The sequence below is a fragment of the Micrococcales bacterium genome (assembly GCA_016703125.1).
GTDB lineage: Bacteria > Actinomycetota > Actinomycetes > S36-B12 > UBA10799 > JADKAV01.
Map to the genome: position 1 here is coordinate 107587 of JADJCR010000006.1, position 13846 is coordinate 121432.

Here is a 13846-nt window from a genome sequence, read left to right on the forward strand (position 1 = left end):
ACGCCCGGGCGCAGGCGCCGCGAGGTGTCTGCATCCGGTCATGGACTAAGGCGGTTCACCCGCCCGCACGAACCCACGGGGAGAAGCCGGCGGCGTTGACAGCACGCACGAACACCCGGGACTCGGGGCCGATCCGCGCCAGGGGGTAATCCCCGGAAACCACGTCCTGGGCCAACCACCGCAACGAGCCGCCCGGCTCGCGCACACCGACGTCGTACCTGGTGCCCGGCAGCGACACCCAGGTGACGCGGTCGATCAAGCGGGCGACCTGCGCCGGTGCCGCGGGTTCAGCGGGCAGCACCAGCGCGGGCACCTTCGCGAGGAAGCGGGAGTTGGCCACGTTCGCGCGCGGATGCCGCGCCAGCCACGATCCACGGCGGGGAGCCACTGCGAAGTAGTCATCCTGACCGCAGTCGAGGCGGTAGCGCGCCTGCGGCGCCGGGCACACCGTGACCTTGCGCCACCCTGGCCCGCCATCGGAGTAGCACATGAGGTCGTACGCGTCGTAGCAGTGCGCCTTGCCCGTAGAGTGCGGGGCGCTCGGCCAGATCGCGCCCAGGGCGTGTACGAGCTCATGGGCGTCCACCCACACGAACCCCCACGAGGAACTCCACGTGGCCGACCAGCGGTCGTCGCCCAGGCCCGACCACGACGGACTGGTCGTGGAGTCGACCCACAGACTGTAGACGCGGTCGGTGCGCCGGAAGCGGGGTTGCCGGTCCTCGAGGTACCGGCGCAGGCTGACCAGGTCGTGGCTCCTCGCCGTGGGGACGGCGACCTGCCAGATCACCGGTCGGCACGACGCGTCGTGAACCCACCGGACGGTCCGGCGGGTGTCGGATGAGCGTTCGAAGATCCCGGTGGTGAGATCCGTGGAGCGCTGCAGAGTGGCACGGAAGCGCTCGAAACGGTTCGCGGTGCCCTTGCGGTACACGAACACCGGTTGCACGCGGGGGCCGGAGACCCCGTCCCCGATGCAGCGCGGCGCGGCCCAGTGCCCGGACGCATCCCGGAGGAGGTAGTCAGCGTCCATGGGGCTCTGCCGGACGACCTCGTCGCGGGCCAGAGCAGCACCGGGAGTCATCAGACCTGCCAGTGCCAAGACCACCGCGAGCCCGACGGACCGCAGACCTGCCATACCTTCCACGGTAGCCGCCGCTGACATACTGCCTCGCATGGAACCCACCTGTGCGCGCTGGGCGTGCCTGGGCCGCGGCGTCGCGTGAGTGCCGACGACACCGCCCGGGGCGTGGTGATCGAGGCGATCACGATCGGCGCCACGACTGGGGCCTACGGCGTTTCCTTCGGTGCCCTGTCCGTGACGTCGGGGCTCTCGGTGTGGCAGACGGTCGCCCTGAGCGCGCTGATGTTCACCGGCGCTTCGCAGTTCGCACTGGTGTCTGTGCTCGCCGGTGGCGGTTCGGCGCTGGCTGCGGTGGCCGGGAGCACACTGCTGGGCCTGCGGAACATGTTCTACGGTCTGCGCATCCGGCAGATCCTGCAGCCGTCCGGGCTGGTCGCCGTGCCCGCCGCACACCTCACCATCGACGAGTCCACAGCAATGGCCCTGGCGCACTACGACCGCCCCGAACCACGGCCTGCTCTAGCCTTCTGGTCCACCGGGATCAGCGTGTTCTTGCTGTGGAACATCGGCACCCTGGTCGGGGCGCTTGGAGCCAGCAGCATTGGCGACCCGCAACGCTACGGGCTGGATGCGGCGGTGCCCGCGGCGTTCCTGGCGCTGCTGTGGCCGCAGATCACCAGTCGCCGCCTGCTGGGCGTGGCACTGGTGGCCGCCGTGGTGGGAACGGCACTGACCCCGGTGCTGTCTCCCGGTCTGCCGGTCCTGTGCGCCGCCCTGGTGCCACTCGTGTTCTTGCGGAGGGCCTCATGATGTGGGCGACCGTCCTGTTGGCCAGCGCCGCGTGCTACGCGCTCAAGGCTCTCGGGTTCGTGGTGCCAGAGCGCTTCCTCGACAAGCCGATGGTGTCGCAACTCGTGGCGATGGTCCCCGTGGCACTGCTCGCGGCGCTGCTGGCGGTGGTGACGCTGGGTTCGGGAACGGCTATCAGCATCGACGCCCGGGTGGCCGCTGTCATGGCGGCCGGGGTCGCGTTGAGTCTGCGCGCGCCGTTCCTCGTGGTGGTCGTGGTGGGCGCCGCCACCGCCGCGCTGATCCGCGCGCTCGGTGGGTGAGCGCAGGTCACTCGGACGCCTTGCCGTCCTTCTTCTTGGTCTCGAAACCCGGGATGGCTCCGGCGTGCGCGGTGGCGGAGGGGTCTTTGCGCACCTTGAGCAGCGAGGCGATGGTGGTGATGGCAAGAATCCCGATGATGAAGCCCAGTGAGACCCAGATGTCGATGTGTACCCCGAAGAAAACGAGGATGAGTTTCACCCCGATGAAAGCCAGGATCACTGCGAGCCCCAGGGACAGGTAGACCAGCCGGTCCAGCAGACCCGCCACGAGGAAGTACAGCGCCCGCAGGCCCAGCAGCGCGAAGGCATTGGCCGCGAAGACGATGAACGGCTCGTTCGTGACGCCGTAGACCGCGGGGATCGAGTCGAGCGCGAAAATGATGTCGGTGGCGAAGATCGCGATCATCACCAGCAGGAGCGGGGTGCCGTAGAGCTTGCCGTTGACGCGCGTGTGCAGGTGGGCGCCGTCGTACTCATCGGTGAAGGGCAGGAAGCGTTTGGCCAGCCGCACCACCTTGCCCTCGTTGAACTCCGGTTCCTCGTCGCGGTGCCGGGCCAGGCTGATCGCTGTGTAGATGAGGAACGCCCCGAAGATCACGTACGTGAAGGCGAACGCCTCCAGCGCGGCCGCACCGACGAAGATGAAGATCGTCCGCAGGACCAGGGCCCCCGCGATCCCGGCCATCAGCACCTTCTGCTGATAGATCTTGGGTACCGCGAACGTGCTCATGATGATGACGAAGACGAACAGGTTGTCGACCGACAGGCTCTTCTCGATGAGCCATCCCGCGAAGTACTCCAGGCCGTAGGACCCGCCTTGCGGCGTGGGCTGGTCGCTGGTCCACCACGCGAAGAAAACGCCGTACGCGATGGCGATGGCGACGTAGATGACCGACTGGATGGCGGCCTCACGGATCTTGACCTCGTGCGGATTGCGCGTGGCCTGCACGAATTCAAAGGCGATCAGAAGGACGACGATCCCCACGGTGAGGGCCCAGAGCCAGGCCGGTACGTACAAGGTGGGCTCGCCGCCGCCGGTTGCGGCTGCGGGCAGCATCATTGCTCCAGTCTGTCAGAGTGCCTGGGCGCCGCAACAGACACCCACCGGAAGTACACTTCGGCAATCGCTCACTCTGGGTCCCGCGATCAGGCCAGTTCGGTGGCCATCGTGTCAAGTTCCTCCATGACGTAGCGCACGAGTTTCTCAGGGTTGGGCAGCAGTCCTGCATCGGTGGCGAATCCGATGGTGACCCCGCCGTTATAACTGAAGATCGTCGCGGTCATGGGCTGGTTGCCGCTGCAGGGCGCAAAGCCGACCACTTGGTCCAGATCCACGCCGGCGAACCGCAACAGCCCTGCGGGGCCGGGCACGTTCGTGAGCACGCCCACAGCCTTGTTCGCGAAGAAGTTCGTCAGGAAGAAGGCGATCTGGCCGGGCGACATCGAGACCACTCGCTGCAGTCCGAATGTGAGTACCGCCTCGTCGCTGTGCTTGATCCGGTGCATGCGCTGGTGCATCTGCTCCAGGCGGGCCTTGGGATCGGGCTCGTCCAGGGGCATCGGCAGCATCACGAGGGCGAAGAAGTTGCCGAGCTCCTCGGGCAGGTTGTCCTCGAACGGCTTGAGGTTCACCGGCACCATCCAGGACACCTCGCGCAACTGCTCGCCGTGCTCGGACAGGAACCGCTGCAGGCCGCCGGAGATGGCCGCCAGCAGCACGTCGTTCACGGTCGCTCCGGAGCGCCGGCCCAGCGACTTGATGTCCTCCAGCGGCACCTGCTGTGACCAGGCCACGGCCTTCGTCGTTCCCGGCGAACCGCTCCAGACCGTGTCATCAGAGGTCGACAGCGCAATCTTCGTCACCGACGACAGGTCGTTGATGCTGCGGTGCTGTTCCACGCCCAGCACCTCCAGGGCGTCCATGAGCCGGTCGGGGTGGCGCACCAGGGCCAGCCCCTCCTCCACGCCGTGCACCCCGGCCCGCGCCGCGCCCAGCGCCCGGCCCGGCAGGTGGACGAGCGCCGACAGGGGGTCTCGCACGGCCCGGACGGCGCTGGCAGCGACATCACCGACTCCGTGCTCCACGACGTGGGTTACCTCTTCGGCGGCGTGCACCGCCACCCGCCCGATCTCCTCGGTGGGACTGGCTGCCTCCCCGGCCTGCACGCCACTGCGGGCCACGACCGCCCCGATACTGGCGTCCTGCGCCTCGCACAGTCCGAGCAGCACCTGTGTGAGGCGCACCCCGTCGGCGATGGCGTGGTGGAAGCGCGTCATCCAGGCCGACCCGACGGTCCCGTCCGGCAGCGTGAGCGGGCTGAGCAGGAACCCGATCCACAACGGCCGGTCCTTCGGCAACGGCTGCGAGCGCTGCTCGGCCATGAAGCGCTGGAGGGCGTCGATCTCGGTGCCAGGCTCGAGGGCGACCTCGTGGATGTGCCGGTCCAGATCGAAGTCGGGGTCGTCCTCCCAGGCCCAGCCCAGGCCGGAACGCACAGCCTTGCGCCCAAGTACCGGGAACCGCTCGACGGCATCCTCCAGCACTGCGCGGACGTCGGCCAGCGCGGGGGTCCCGCGCAGAACCATGGCACCGTCCACGACCATCAGGTTGTTGGGCCGGTCCATCGTCAGCCACAGGGCGTCCTGGACACTCATCGACGCTGTCGTCATTGTTGCTCCCGTCTACGGCTCAAATCTACGCCTGCTCCGTCGCCGGAGTCCGGTCAATCCGCGCCCAGGGCTGGGCTTCCTCCAGGGAGGCGGCGAGGTCCAGCAGCACCTGCTCCTGCCCGTATCGCCCGGCCGCATGCACCCCGATCGGCACGCCCTGAGCCGACATCGCCATCGGCAGCGAGATGCCGGGCGTGCCGGCGACGTTCTGCAGGGCTGTGAACGATGCCAGGCGCAGCAACCGGATGAGGTGCTCCCGGGGTTCGACCTCCGGGCCGATGTATCCGAGGGGAACCGGCGCCGAGCCCAGTACCGGCGAGAGGATCACGTCGTACTCACCCATCGCATCGTCGTACACCTGCGGGAATCGGCGCAGCCGCCGCAGGGACCCGGGCAACCCGACCGCCACTGAGGAGAAGAACTTGGCCAAGTGGATGCTGAACGGCTCGAGGAGGCGGGGGTCGTACTCCTTGCCGAACAGCTGGCCACCGAAGCGCTGCAGCGAGAACGCCAGCATGCCCCAGTACCGCAGGAAGTCCTGCGCGATCTGGTCCGGGAAGGGGTTGTCGATCGACTCGACGTCGTGACCCGGTGTCTCGCACAGCGCCGCCGTAGCGGCGACTGCCTGCGTCACGTCGTGGTCCACGGGCAGCCCAGCCACCCCCTGGGTGACGACCGCGATCCGCAGTCGGCCCGGGTCACCCGTGGCGCCGATCGGCGGCAGATGGTCGGCCGGGTGGATGCGGGCCATCGCCCGGTAGAACTCAACGGTGTCGCGCACTGACCGGGTCAGCACCCCCTGCGTGACGATCTTCACCGGCATTTGATCCATCGCCTCGGGGTCGATGAGCCGCCCGCGCGACGGCTTGAGGCCCACCAGTCCGCAACATGCCGCCGGGATGCGGATGGAACCTCCCCCGTCGTTGGCGTGTGCGATCGGGACGACGCCCGCTGCCACAAGCGCGGCGGAACCGCCCGACGACCCCCCGGTGGTGTGGTCCAGGTGCCAGGGGTTGCGGGTCGGGCCGTGATCCAGCGGTTCGGTGGTGGCGGTCAGGCCGAACTCGGGCAGCGCCGACTTGCCCAGGGTCTGGAACCCCAGTTCATCCCACTGTGCGACGAACCGGGTGGGCGCCTCGGCCGGCTGTCGGGGCACCGCGCGGGACCCGAATGTGGTCGGGTAGCCGGCGATGTCCTCGTTATCCTTGACGAAGGCCGGCACACCGGCGAACTCCCCGCCGCGCGTCTCCTGCGCCTCCACCCAGGTGACGACGGCGTTGAGCCGGTCTGCGGCCTGCGCGCGGGCCATGGCGGCGGCGCGGACCTCACCGGCGCTGACGTCGCCGCCGGCCAGAGCGTCACGCAGGCCTACGGTGTCGAAGTCCCCGAGGGCGTCGTCGGTGAAGGTGCTGATGCGCATGGCGTCGATGCTACGCAGGCCTCATCCGTTCAGGACGATGGCCAGACACATTTCGTCGGTGGTGCCCTCACCCCACACCACGTAACGCGGTTCGGTGCCCTCCAGCGCCGGCAACTGACTGCGCAGCGCGGGATCGTGCTTGCAGCGCACCCGCAGCACGTCGCCGGGCTGCACACCGACCGGTTCGGGCAACGGGATCGCGCCCTGCTTGTCGAAGTCCCAATTCGGGATGTCCAGCAGAACCTGCTCGTCGGATCGTCCGGGGTTGAGGGTGACTGAGATCTCCCGGCCGAGCAGGTGCATGTGCCCGGCGACGGCGAAGATCCTGGCCGCCGAGGTCACCGGGCGGTCACAGGTCTGCACCCGCCCCGCGCGCGGGCTGTCCGGATCGCCCCCACACCGCAACTGCAGGCCCGCGATCGTGGCGCCACTGCCGGCCCCGAACCGGCTGACCACATCGTCCACGGCATCGGTGCGGTTGCACAGCCGTCCCGTCTCGCCCGGAGCACACGGCAACTCCACCGGCGCCGGGAGCAACATGGTCTGCAACGGTTTGCGCTTCTGCCCGGTGACGCGCAGCCGCACCTGCGTGTTGTCCACACCCTGCTCGGAACGCAAGTTGTAGTGCATCTGGATGACGATCCGGGAGCCCGCAGGCAAGCGGCTGCCGTAGCCGCGCGGCATCTGCGTGGCGTCACCACCCGGCGCCCAGGCCGTGATCCAGTCGGACTGGTCCAGGCCTGCCAGCACCCCGCCGCGGGCGGGCAACCGGGAGCCTCCGAAGCACTCGTACCCCGGGCCGGGGTCCTCGGCATCGAGCTGTTCGGCGGCCTCGACCTGCTCCGGGTAGGCAGCGAACAGGATCGCGTGGTGCACGATCGCCGGATTGCCCGGCACGAACTCCGCCCCCGTGATGGACACGGCGCCGTCGACATCGGGGTCCGCCACGAAGCACCGGTACTCGTCGGTGGCACCGGTCGGGGCCTCGGGGCGGAAGTCGACCGGCACCGCCACAGTCACGATCCGTTCACCCTCACCGGCAGTGAGGGAGACCGGGGCGACCGCTGCCGCCGAGTGCCCGTCGTGGCCGGCCTCGGAGGTCACGGGTGTCGCGGCCGGCGGCACCGAGGCGCCGCAACCATTCACGAGAAGGGCTGCGGCCATCAGCCACCAGATGCCACGCATGGTCCACCGTAGTCACATCGTGAGCAGTGTCAGCACCAGCAGCAGGATCACCGGCAGACTGGCGAAGACCGCCACGGCGAGCGCCCAACCCGGTTCTGCGCGCCGCACGAGCGCCCACGTGGCGACCCCGAGCCCAGCCAGCCACAACGGGTAACTCAACAGGGTCCCCACCGCGAGGTACGTTCCGGCGTTGGCCCTGTCCTCCCCCAAGGCCGCCACCGCGAAGACGGAGGCGAACAGCCAAGCGGCCAGGGAGAGCACCTGCAGCACCTGCAGGATGAGGATCGCCACGATGAAGGGGCGGTGCCCCGCGCGGTCGGTCATGTTGAGCAGTGTGACGCATCCTGTGCCGATCCCCGGGTATCCATGGTTAGGTTCCATCAGCCGATCCGTCCGGAGGCCAGCATGACCAGCACCGAGTACGAGCCCGCCCGGCCGGCGCCCATCCCCGGTGAACGCACCGACCCACTCCCCAAGGACGTCGACCCGACCTTGGCCAAGGTCGATCGCAAGGGGGATGCCGCAGGCAGTGGGTACCGTGCCTTCCTGCGGTTCAGCCACGCGAATGTCACCCTGCTTGCCGCAGGCACCACCTACTACGTGTTCCTCTCGGTGTTCGCGATCCTGGTCTTCGCGTTCGGGCTCGCAGCCCTGATCGGCGGCGAGGAACTGGCCAACACCGTGACCGAGACCGTGAACCAGGCGTTCCCGGGGCTGGTCGGGGACAACGGGATCTCCGCGCAGCAGTTGCAGGAGGTGGGCCAGACGACGTCCCTGGTGGGTCTGCTCGTCCTGCTCTACTCCGGCAGCGGGGCCATGGTCGCCATGAACAACTCGATGCACCTGATCTACGGCGCCCCGAAGGACCCCCGGAACTTCGTGGTCGCCCGCCTGCGGCTACTCGGCTGGATGCTGCTCCTGGTTCCTCTCATCGGGCTGTCGTTCGTCCCCTCGATCCTGATCTCCGGGTTCGCCAAGCCGGTGCTGGCCCTGCTCGGTCTGCAAGGCGACTTCTGGACGGTCGTGCTCCTCGGGCTGACCGCCCTGCTCTCGCTGGGATTCAGTGCGGTGATCGTCTGGTTACTGCTCGGCCATTTCGGCGGCATCCGGCCGGCTCGCCGGCCCCGGCTCATCGCAACGGTCTTCGGGGCCGTCAGCATCGAGATCCTCAAGTACCTCTTGTCGTTCATCATCGCCTGGTCGATCGGTAAGCCGCAGTACGGCGCGTTCGCGGCGCCCATCGCCATGCTGCTGGTGCTGTACCTGGAGGTGCTGATGCTCTACCTGGCGGCTTGCCTGGTGGCAGGCATCGCGGTCACGACGCAGGACGCGCAGGCTCGCTGGTGAGTGTGGGGCGGCGCCGAGCCGCTCATGGCCCACAACCCCAGCCGGGAGAGAAACCTCCATCCGGGAGCGAAAACGACAGGTTGCATCACTCCCCACTGTCCGCATCACTCCCCGCTTCAACTGGAGCGCGCGCGGCCGAACCCCCAAAGCCATCCGGGAGCGAAAACGACCGGTTGCATCACTCCCCACTGTCCGGATCACCCCCGCTTCAGCTGAGCGCGCGGCCGAACCCCAAAGCCACCGGGGAGAGAAACCTCCATCCGGGAGCGAAAACGACCGGTTGCATCACTCCCCACTGTCCGCATCACTCCCCGCTTCAGCCGGGCGCGCGCGGCCGAACCCCAAAGCCACCGGGAGCGAAACCTCCATCCGGGAGAGAGAAAACGACCGTCCGCATCACTCCCCGCTTCGGCCCGGCCGGGCCGGCCCGCGCCCTAGGAGCGCAACTCCCTCGCGGCCCCATGACGATAACCGGGTGCTGCGCCGGGTCCAGCCACCGCAGCACCGTGCGCATCTGGCCCCGGCTGATCGACACACACCCGCGCGTGGCCCCGCGACCGGACACGTGCAGCCAGATGCCGCCGTCCTTGATCTTGGGGTTCGGGCGGGTCAGGTCCAGCGGCGAGCGCCCGGGGACCCGGTTGAAGTTGATCGCCACCACGTAGTCGAACACCCACTCCCCACCCGGCGGGCCCTGGAAGCCGGCCCGGGACCGGTCGTAGGGCAACTGCGTCCCCGACGGCTTGCGCAACCGGCCACCCGCATCGGTGAGGCCGAACACGCCGATCGGCGACAGATAGCTCCAGTCCCACGGCTTGTGGTGCCAGCCACGCGCCCCGTTGCGCGCCGGGGTACTGCCCACCCGCGTCCAGCAGCCGTCTGCCCACTGCCAGCGGGACACGGTCGCGTGGCTGGAGCGCCGCGAATGACCACGGGCGATGACGACCTGCTGATGTTTGCGCTCGTCGACCCGGTAGGTGGCGCCGAGCGGCAGTTCGCACGGCTGCGGGGGTGGTGCGGCGGCGATCACGGCGAAGCCACCGGAAGGTGTACGGCCACCCAAACCGTGAACGTGTCCGGATCGGTCCAGGTCACCCGATGCCGGCAGTGCGCTGGCAGCAGCATGTGCTGACCAGCGGTGAGGCCCACCTCGGACCCGTCACCGAGTTCGAGCCGGGCGGCGCCGTCGTGCACCAGGATCCACTCGTCGTGGTCCTGGTCGTACCAGTCGGTGGTGTGGCCGCGGGACACGATCCGCTCCACAGTCGTTCCGCCGCCCTGGCACAGGGTGTGTGAAACCTCGCCCGGACCCTCCCAGGTGGGAACGTCCGTGAGCGTGTGCGGTTCGGGGACCATCACGGCCCCACAGTACCCGTGCGGACAGTAGATTCCCCCCATGTCCCAGAAGGCCGACCGCAACACCACGTACCTGGTCGCAGCGGTCGTGCTGGCCATCGCCACCATCCAGATGCTGCTTCCGGACCAGGTGACCATCGGTGCCAGGTGGCTCATCCCGGCCGTGGAAGTGATCGGCGTGCCCGCCGCCTTGTTCTTCCTGCAAGCCTCGGGAGCACAGTCAAGACGCATGCACCGGGCGGTGACCTCATACCTCTCCTTCCTGGTGATGGCCAGCGTCCTGAACGCCAGCCTGCTGTTCATCTCCATGCTGCGCGGCGAGGACAACGACGGCGCCACCCTGTTGTTCGGGGGCTTCGGGGTGCTCACCATCAACGTCCTCAGTTTCGGACTGGTGTACTGGTGGACCGACGGCGGCGGCCCACAGGCTCGGGCCCACGGCGAGGCGAAGGACCTGGACTTCCAGTTCCCGCAGCAGGCCGCCGGTATGACCTGGACACCGCTGCTGCCCGACTACCTGTTCACGGCGTACACGAACATCATCGCCTTCTCCCCGACCGACACCATGCCCCTGAGCCACCGGGCCAAGTTCCTGTTCACGGTGCAGTCCACGGTCTCCCTGGTGACAATCCTCGTGACGGTCAGTCACGCGATCAACCTCATCAACTGAGCGCCGCTGGGGCGGTTCCTGGTAGACACCGTGCATGCTGCACAACTTCCAGACCATCACCACCAACGAGTTCATCGGGACCGCCATCCTGGTCCTCATCGGCTGCGGCATCGGCGCGCTGGGTTCCTTACCGAAGAGCCTGGGCTTCGGTGCCGCAGGTTGGATGCTGACCGCCTTCGGCTGGGGCATGGCGGTCTTCGTCGGCGCCAGCGTCGCGTGGGAATCTGGCGCTCACCTCAACCCCGCGGTCACGCTGGCCCTGGCCATCACCGGCAACGTCGCCTGGTCGACGGTGCCCTGGTACGTCCTCGGACAGTTGACGGGCGCGATCGTCGGCGGGCTCGCCGTGTACGTGGTCTACAAGAAGCAGTTCGACGACCACGACGAGCCGCACACCACCGGCAGCATCTTCTACACCAAGCCCGGCGTGCGGGCCCTCGGCTGGAACATGGTCAGCGAGGCGATCGCGACGTTCGTGCTCGTCTACTGGATCATCCAGCAGGCCCCGTGGCAGCCTGCGGTAGAGGGCCAGGCCCCCAACCTCGGCAACATCGGCCTGGGCTATGCCGGCGTGGCGTTCGCGGTCGTCGCGATCGGAGCGGGTCTGGGCGGCGCCACAGGATATGCGATCAACCCGGCCCGCGACCTCGGCCCGCGGATCGCGTACGCCCTGCTTCCGCTGCACGGCAAGGAGAAGATCGACTGGGGGTACGCCTGGGTGCCGATCGTCGGCCCGCTGCTGGGGGCCGCGTGCGCAGCTGGGCTCTACGTCGTGAACTACTGACGCGCACTCAAACCGGATCGAGGTGCGGGCGTTTCGGCACGACCCCGTCCCCGGAACTGCGACCCCTCACCCGGCGGCCCAGCCAGGGGGCCAGGTGCTTGCCCGCCCACGCCACATCACGGCCGAGGCGAGTGACCGGCGGCAGTGGCCGCACCGGGGGTAGCGGCTGCCACCACGGGACCGGGCTCGGCAGACCGAGGGCGTCCAGCACGGCCATGGCCACCCGCTGGTGTCCCACCGGATTGAGATGCAGCCGGTCCTGCGACCAGAACCGCGGATCGTCGAATGCCCCCTGGTCCCAGAAATCCACGACGCGGCACCCGTGGCGTCCGGCGATCTCGAACGTCACCTCGCGGTAGTCGGCCAGGCGCCGTTCCACCGCCCCCATCACCCGCGATCGGTTGGACGGCCGGCCGTAGGTGACGATGACCACGTCAGCGCCGGTGCCCGCCAGTGCCCGCACGCCCGATTCCAGGTCCCCTGCCATGGCGGCCAGGTCCCAGTGCCGCCGCAAGGCGTCGTTCACACCGCCGGCGACGGTGACCAGGTCGGGTTCCAGCCCCACGGCAGCCGGGACCTGTTCCTCGACGATGCCGGCCAGCCTGCGGCCACGGATGGCGAGGTTCGCGTAGCGCAGCTCTTGGTCCTCCCTGGCCAGCGACTCGGCCACGCGGTCCGCCCAGCCCCGCTCCCGGCCGCCCGGACGCGGATCCCCCACGCCCTCGGTGAACGAGTCGCCCAAGGCGACATAGCGTTTCCACCCCATTTGCCCGAAACCTCCGGGACCCAAGGTAACGCCGGTGTCAACCCAAGACGTCGAGCCGGCGGTCCTCCCAGCGCAGGAAACCGGCGATCCGCTCCGCCACCTTGTGCCCCAGCCCGCCGGGTGGGAAGGGCGCGACCTTCCGGTTGACGAAGAACACGTCAGTGAGTTCGGTGTCGCGTTCCAGCACGAGGTCCCGGATCGTCTGACCGTTCAGATGCGTCGTCGACACCCCGTGCCCGACGCAGCCGATGGAGTAGACGATGTCGCGGCTGCCGGCGAATCCGATGGCCGGGAACATGTCCAGGGTGGCGGAGACCGGGCCGCCCCACATGTGGGAGAACTGCACTCCGCGCAGTCCGGGGAAGATCGACTGGACGTCTTCCCGCAGGCGGCGCCACGTGGCCGGACTGTCGTCGAACCCCATCGACCGGCCGTCGCCCAGTGCCACGTCCCGGCCGCCCATGAGAAGCCGGTTGTCCGCGGTCAACCGGTAGTAGTGCACCAGGTCGCGGAAATCCTCCACGCCCTCCCGGCCGGCCCACCCGATGGATTCTCGTTGGGCGTCGGTCAGCGGTTCGGTCAGGACGATGTAGGTCCAGACCGGCACCTGCTTGCGGGTCAACTGGGCGAACTCGTGCGACCAGGCGTTGGTCGCCAGCACCACCTTGCGTGCGGTGACGGTCCCCCGGGGCGTGACGACGCGGGTCCGGCCGTAGCCGGGGACGACCTCGGTCACCGGTGTGTTCTCGTAGACCGGCACCTGCACGCGGTCCAGGACGCCGCGCCAGGCGCGGGACAACTTGGCGGGATTGAGGATGCCGGTGTTCGGCTCCCACCATGCCGGGCCCACATACAGCGGGCTGTCCACCCGCGCAGTCAGTTCGTCGTGGTCGATGAGGTTGATCCCGGTGATGCCCAGGCGGTGGACCAGGGCGATCTCCTTGAGCAGCCGCTGCGAGTACTTCTCGGATGTGGCGACCCAGAGGAAACCGCTGTGCTCGTAGTCGCAGTCCAGCCCGAGGTCCTCGACCAGATCCTTGAGCAGGGTCACGGCGCGGTCGGCGTAGAGGTGGGCCTCCTTGGCCTTCGCCTTCCCGAAGCGGGTGGCGGTGAAGCTGTGCATCATGCCGATCTTGGTCATCGAGAAACCGGCGTTCCGCCCGCTGGCGCCGTACCCGACCACATCGGATTCCAGCACCGCGATCCGCAGTCCCGGATCGGCCTGATGGAGGTGGAATGCGGTGCTCATGCCCGTGAACCCGGCCCCGACGATGGCCACATCGACTTCGAGGTCGCCTGCCAGGGAAGGCCCGGGTGTGTAGCTGTCCGCCCCCAGCCAGAAGCTCTTGCTCGCGAAGTCGTCCACGGTCAGGAGGCTACTCCTGGCACGCCTCCGGATCCCAACCCAAGGCGGGAGTGACCCAACCGTGCAGAACCACTCCCCGGTACAGC

General features: G+C 68.6%; 15 protein-coding genes. 5 read left to right on the top strand and 10 right to left on the bottom strand.

Annotated features, from left to right (window positions below; genetic code table 11):
- Nucleotides 1-55: 55 nt before the first annotated feature.
- Complete coding sequence (locus IPG68_11210; protein ID MBK6763787.1) at nucleotides 56-1138, bottom strand: hypothetical protein; 1083 nt, start codon at nucleotides 1136-1138, stop codon at nucleotides 56-58.
- An 84-nt stretch (nucleotides 1139-1222) separates the two neighbouring features.
- Here IPG68_11210 and IPG68_11215 point away from each other — a divergent pair, with 84 nt between their 5' ends.
- Complete coding sequence (locus tag IPG68_11215) at nucleotides 1223-1894, top strand: AzlC family ABC transporter permease (GenBank protein MBK6763788.1); 672 nt, start codon at nucleotides 1223-1225, stop codon at nucleotides 1892-1894.
- The gene (locus tag IPG68_11220; protein ID MBK6763789.1) at nucleotides 1891-2196 is read left to right on the top strand and encodes an AzlD domain-containing protein; all 306 of its coding nucleotides are present in this window, start codon (nucleotides 1891-1893) and stop codon (nucleotides 2194-2196) included. Before IPG68_11215 ends, IPG68_11220 begins: the two co-directional genes overlap by 4 nt.
- 7 nt (nucleotides 2197-2203) lie before the next feature.
- On the opposite strand, the gene IPG68_11225 is transcribed toward IPG68_11220, so the two are convergent.
- From IPG68_11225 to IPG68_11245, 5 genes are all read right to left on the bottom strand, one after another.
- A complete protein-coding gene (locus IPG68_11225; protein ID MBK6763790.1) occupies nucleotides 2204-3253 on the bottom strand; it encodes a TerC family protein in 1050 nt (349 codons plus the stop codon).
- Nucleotides 3254-3342: 89 nt separating this feature from the next.
- On the bottom strand, nucleotides 3343-4866 hold the full coding sequence (locus IPG68_11230) for a DUF1298 domain-containing protein (GenBank protein MBK6763791.1): 1524 nt from the start codon (nucleotides 4864-4866) through the stop codon (nucleotides 3343-3345).
- Nucleotides 4867-4891: 25 nt separating this feature from the next.
- Nucleotides 4892-6286 (bottom strand): amidase, encoded by a 1395-nt coding sequence (locus IPG68_11235; protein ID MBK6763792.1) that lies wholly within the window; start codon nucleotides 6284-6286, stop codon nucleotides 4892-4894.
- A 21-nt stretch (nucleotides 6287-6307) separates the two neighbouring features.
- Complete coding sequence (locus IPG68_11240) at nucleotides 6308-7471, bottom strand: monooxygenase (GenBank protein ID MBK6763793.1); 1164 nt, start codon at nucleotides 7469-7471, stop codon at nucleotides 6308-6310.
- A gap of 12 nt (nucleotides 7472-7483) precedes the next feature.
- A complete protein-coding gene (locus tag IPG68_11245; protein ID MBK6763794.1) occupies nucleotides 7484-7795 on the bottom strand; it encodes a hypothetical protein in 312 nt (103 codons plus the stop codon).
- A gap of 81 nt (nucleotides 7796-7876) precedes the next feature.
- Between IPG68_11245 and IPG68_11250 the strand changes: the two genes are divergently transcribed.
- Nucleotides 7877-8818 carry a YihY/virulence factor BrkB family protein gene (locus IPG68_11250; protein MBK6763795.1) on the top strand — a complete coding sequence of 314 codons (942 nt, stop codon included), beginning with the start codon at nucleotides 7877-7879 and terminating at the stop codon, nucleotides 8816-8818.
- A gap of 316 nt (nucleotides 8819-9134) precedes the next feature.
- Here the strand turns inward: IPG68_11250 and IPG68_11255 are convergent, their stop codons facing one another.
- Entirely contained in the window at nucleotides 9135-9881 is a 747-nt protein-coding gene (locus tag IPG68_11255) for a hypothetical protein (GenBank protein ID MBK6763796.1), read from the bottom strand.
- A complete protein-coding gene (locus IPG68_11260) occupies nucleotides 9845-10174 on the bottom strand; it encodes a cupin domain-containing protein (protein ID MBK6763797.1) in 330 nt (109 codons plus the stop codon). The genes IPG68_11255 and IPG68_11260 overlap by 37 nt, the downstream gene beginning before the upstream one ends.
- A 40-nt stretch (nucleotides 10175-10214) precedes the next feature.
- Here IPG68_11260 and IPG68_11265 point away from each other — a divergent pair, with 40 nt between their 5' ends.
- Nucleotides 10215-10844: a hypothetical protein gene (locus tag IPG68_11265; GenBank protein MBK6763798.1), complete on the top strand. Its 630-nt coding sequence runs from the start codon at nucleotides 10215-10217 to the stop codon at nucleotides 10842-10844.
- Nucleotides 10845-10878: 34 nt separating this feature from the next.
- Complete coding sequence (locus IPG68_11270) at nucleotides 10879-11628, top strand: aquaporin family protein (protein MBK6763799.1); 750 nt, start codon at nucleotides 10879-10881, stop codon at nucleotides 11626-11628.
- 7 nt (nucleotides 11629-11635) lie between these two features.
- Here IPG68_11270 and IPG68_11275 read toward each other — a convergent pair whose 3' ends face one another.
- Complete coding sequence (locus IPG68_11275; protein ID MBK6763800.1) at nucleotides 11636-12394, bottom strand: SGNH/GDSL hydrolase family protein; 759 nt, start codon at nucleotides 12392-12394, stop codon at nucleotides 11636-11638.
- 37 nt (nucleotides 12395-12431) lie between these two features.
- Nucleotides 12432-13766, bottom strand: a complete 1335-nt coding sequence (locus tag IPG68_11280) for an FAD-dependent oxidoreductase (GenBank protein MBK6763801.1) — start codon at nucleotides 13764-13766, stop codon at nucleotides 12432-12434.
- Nucleotides 13767-13846 lie beyond the last annotated feature (80 nt).

Bases quoted from the DNA above. Each gene is read 5' to 3' on its own strand.
- IPG68_11260 (MBK6763797.1), bottom strand. From the start codon at position 10,174: ATGGTCCCCGAACCGCACACGCTCACGGACGTTCCCACCTGGGAGGGT.
- IPG68_11235 (MBK6763792.1), bottom strand. From the start codon at position 6,286: ATGCGCATCAGCACCTTCACCGACGACGCCCTCGGGGACTTCGACACC.
- IPG68_11270 (MBK6763799.1), top strand. From the start codon at position 10,879: ATGCTGCACAACTTCCAGACCATCACCACCAACGAGTTCATCGGGACC.
- IPG68_11220 (MBK6763789.1), top strand. From the start codon at position 1,891: ATGATGTGGGCGACCGTCCTGTTGGCCAGCGCCGCGTGCTACGCGCTC.
- IPG68_11240 (MBK6763793.1), bottom strand. From the start codon at position 7,471: ATGCGTGGCATCTGGTGGCTGATGGCCGCAGCCCTTCTCGTGAATGGT.
- IPG68_11245 (MBK6763794.1), bottom strand. From the start codon at position 7,795: ATGACCGACCGCGCGGGGCACCGCCCCTTCATCGTGGCGATCCTCATC.
- IPG68_11265 (MBK6763798.1), top strand. From the start codon at position 10,215: ATGTCCCAGAAGGCCGACCGCAACACCACGTACCTGGTCGCAGCGGTC.
- IPG68_11210 (MBK6763787.1), bottom strand. From the start codon at position 1,138: ATGGCAGGTCTGCGGTCCGTCGGGCTCGCGGTGGTCTTGGCACTGGCA.
- IPG68_11250 (MBK6763795.1), top strand. From the start codon at position 7,877: ATGACCAGCACCGAGTACGAGCCCGCCCGGCCGGCGCCCATCCCCGGT.
- IPG68_11230 (MBK6763791.1), bottom strand. From the start codon at position 4,866: ATGACGACAGCGTCGATGAGTGTCCAGGACGCCCTGTGGCTGACGATG.
- IPG68_11275 (MBK6763800.1), bottom strand. From the start codon at position 12,394: ATGGGGTGGAAACGCTATGTCGCCTTGGGCGACTCGTTCACCGAGGGC.
- IPG68_11225 (MBK6763790.1), bottom strand. From the start codon at position 3,253: ATGCTGCCCGCAGCCGCAACCGGCGGCGGCGAGCCCACCTTGTACGTA.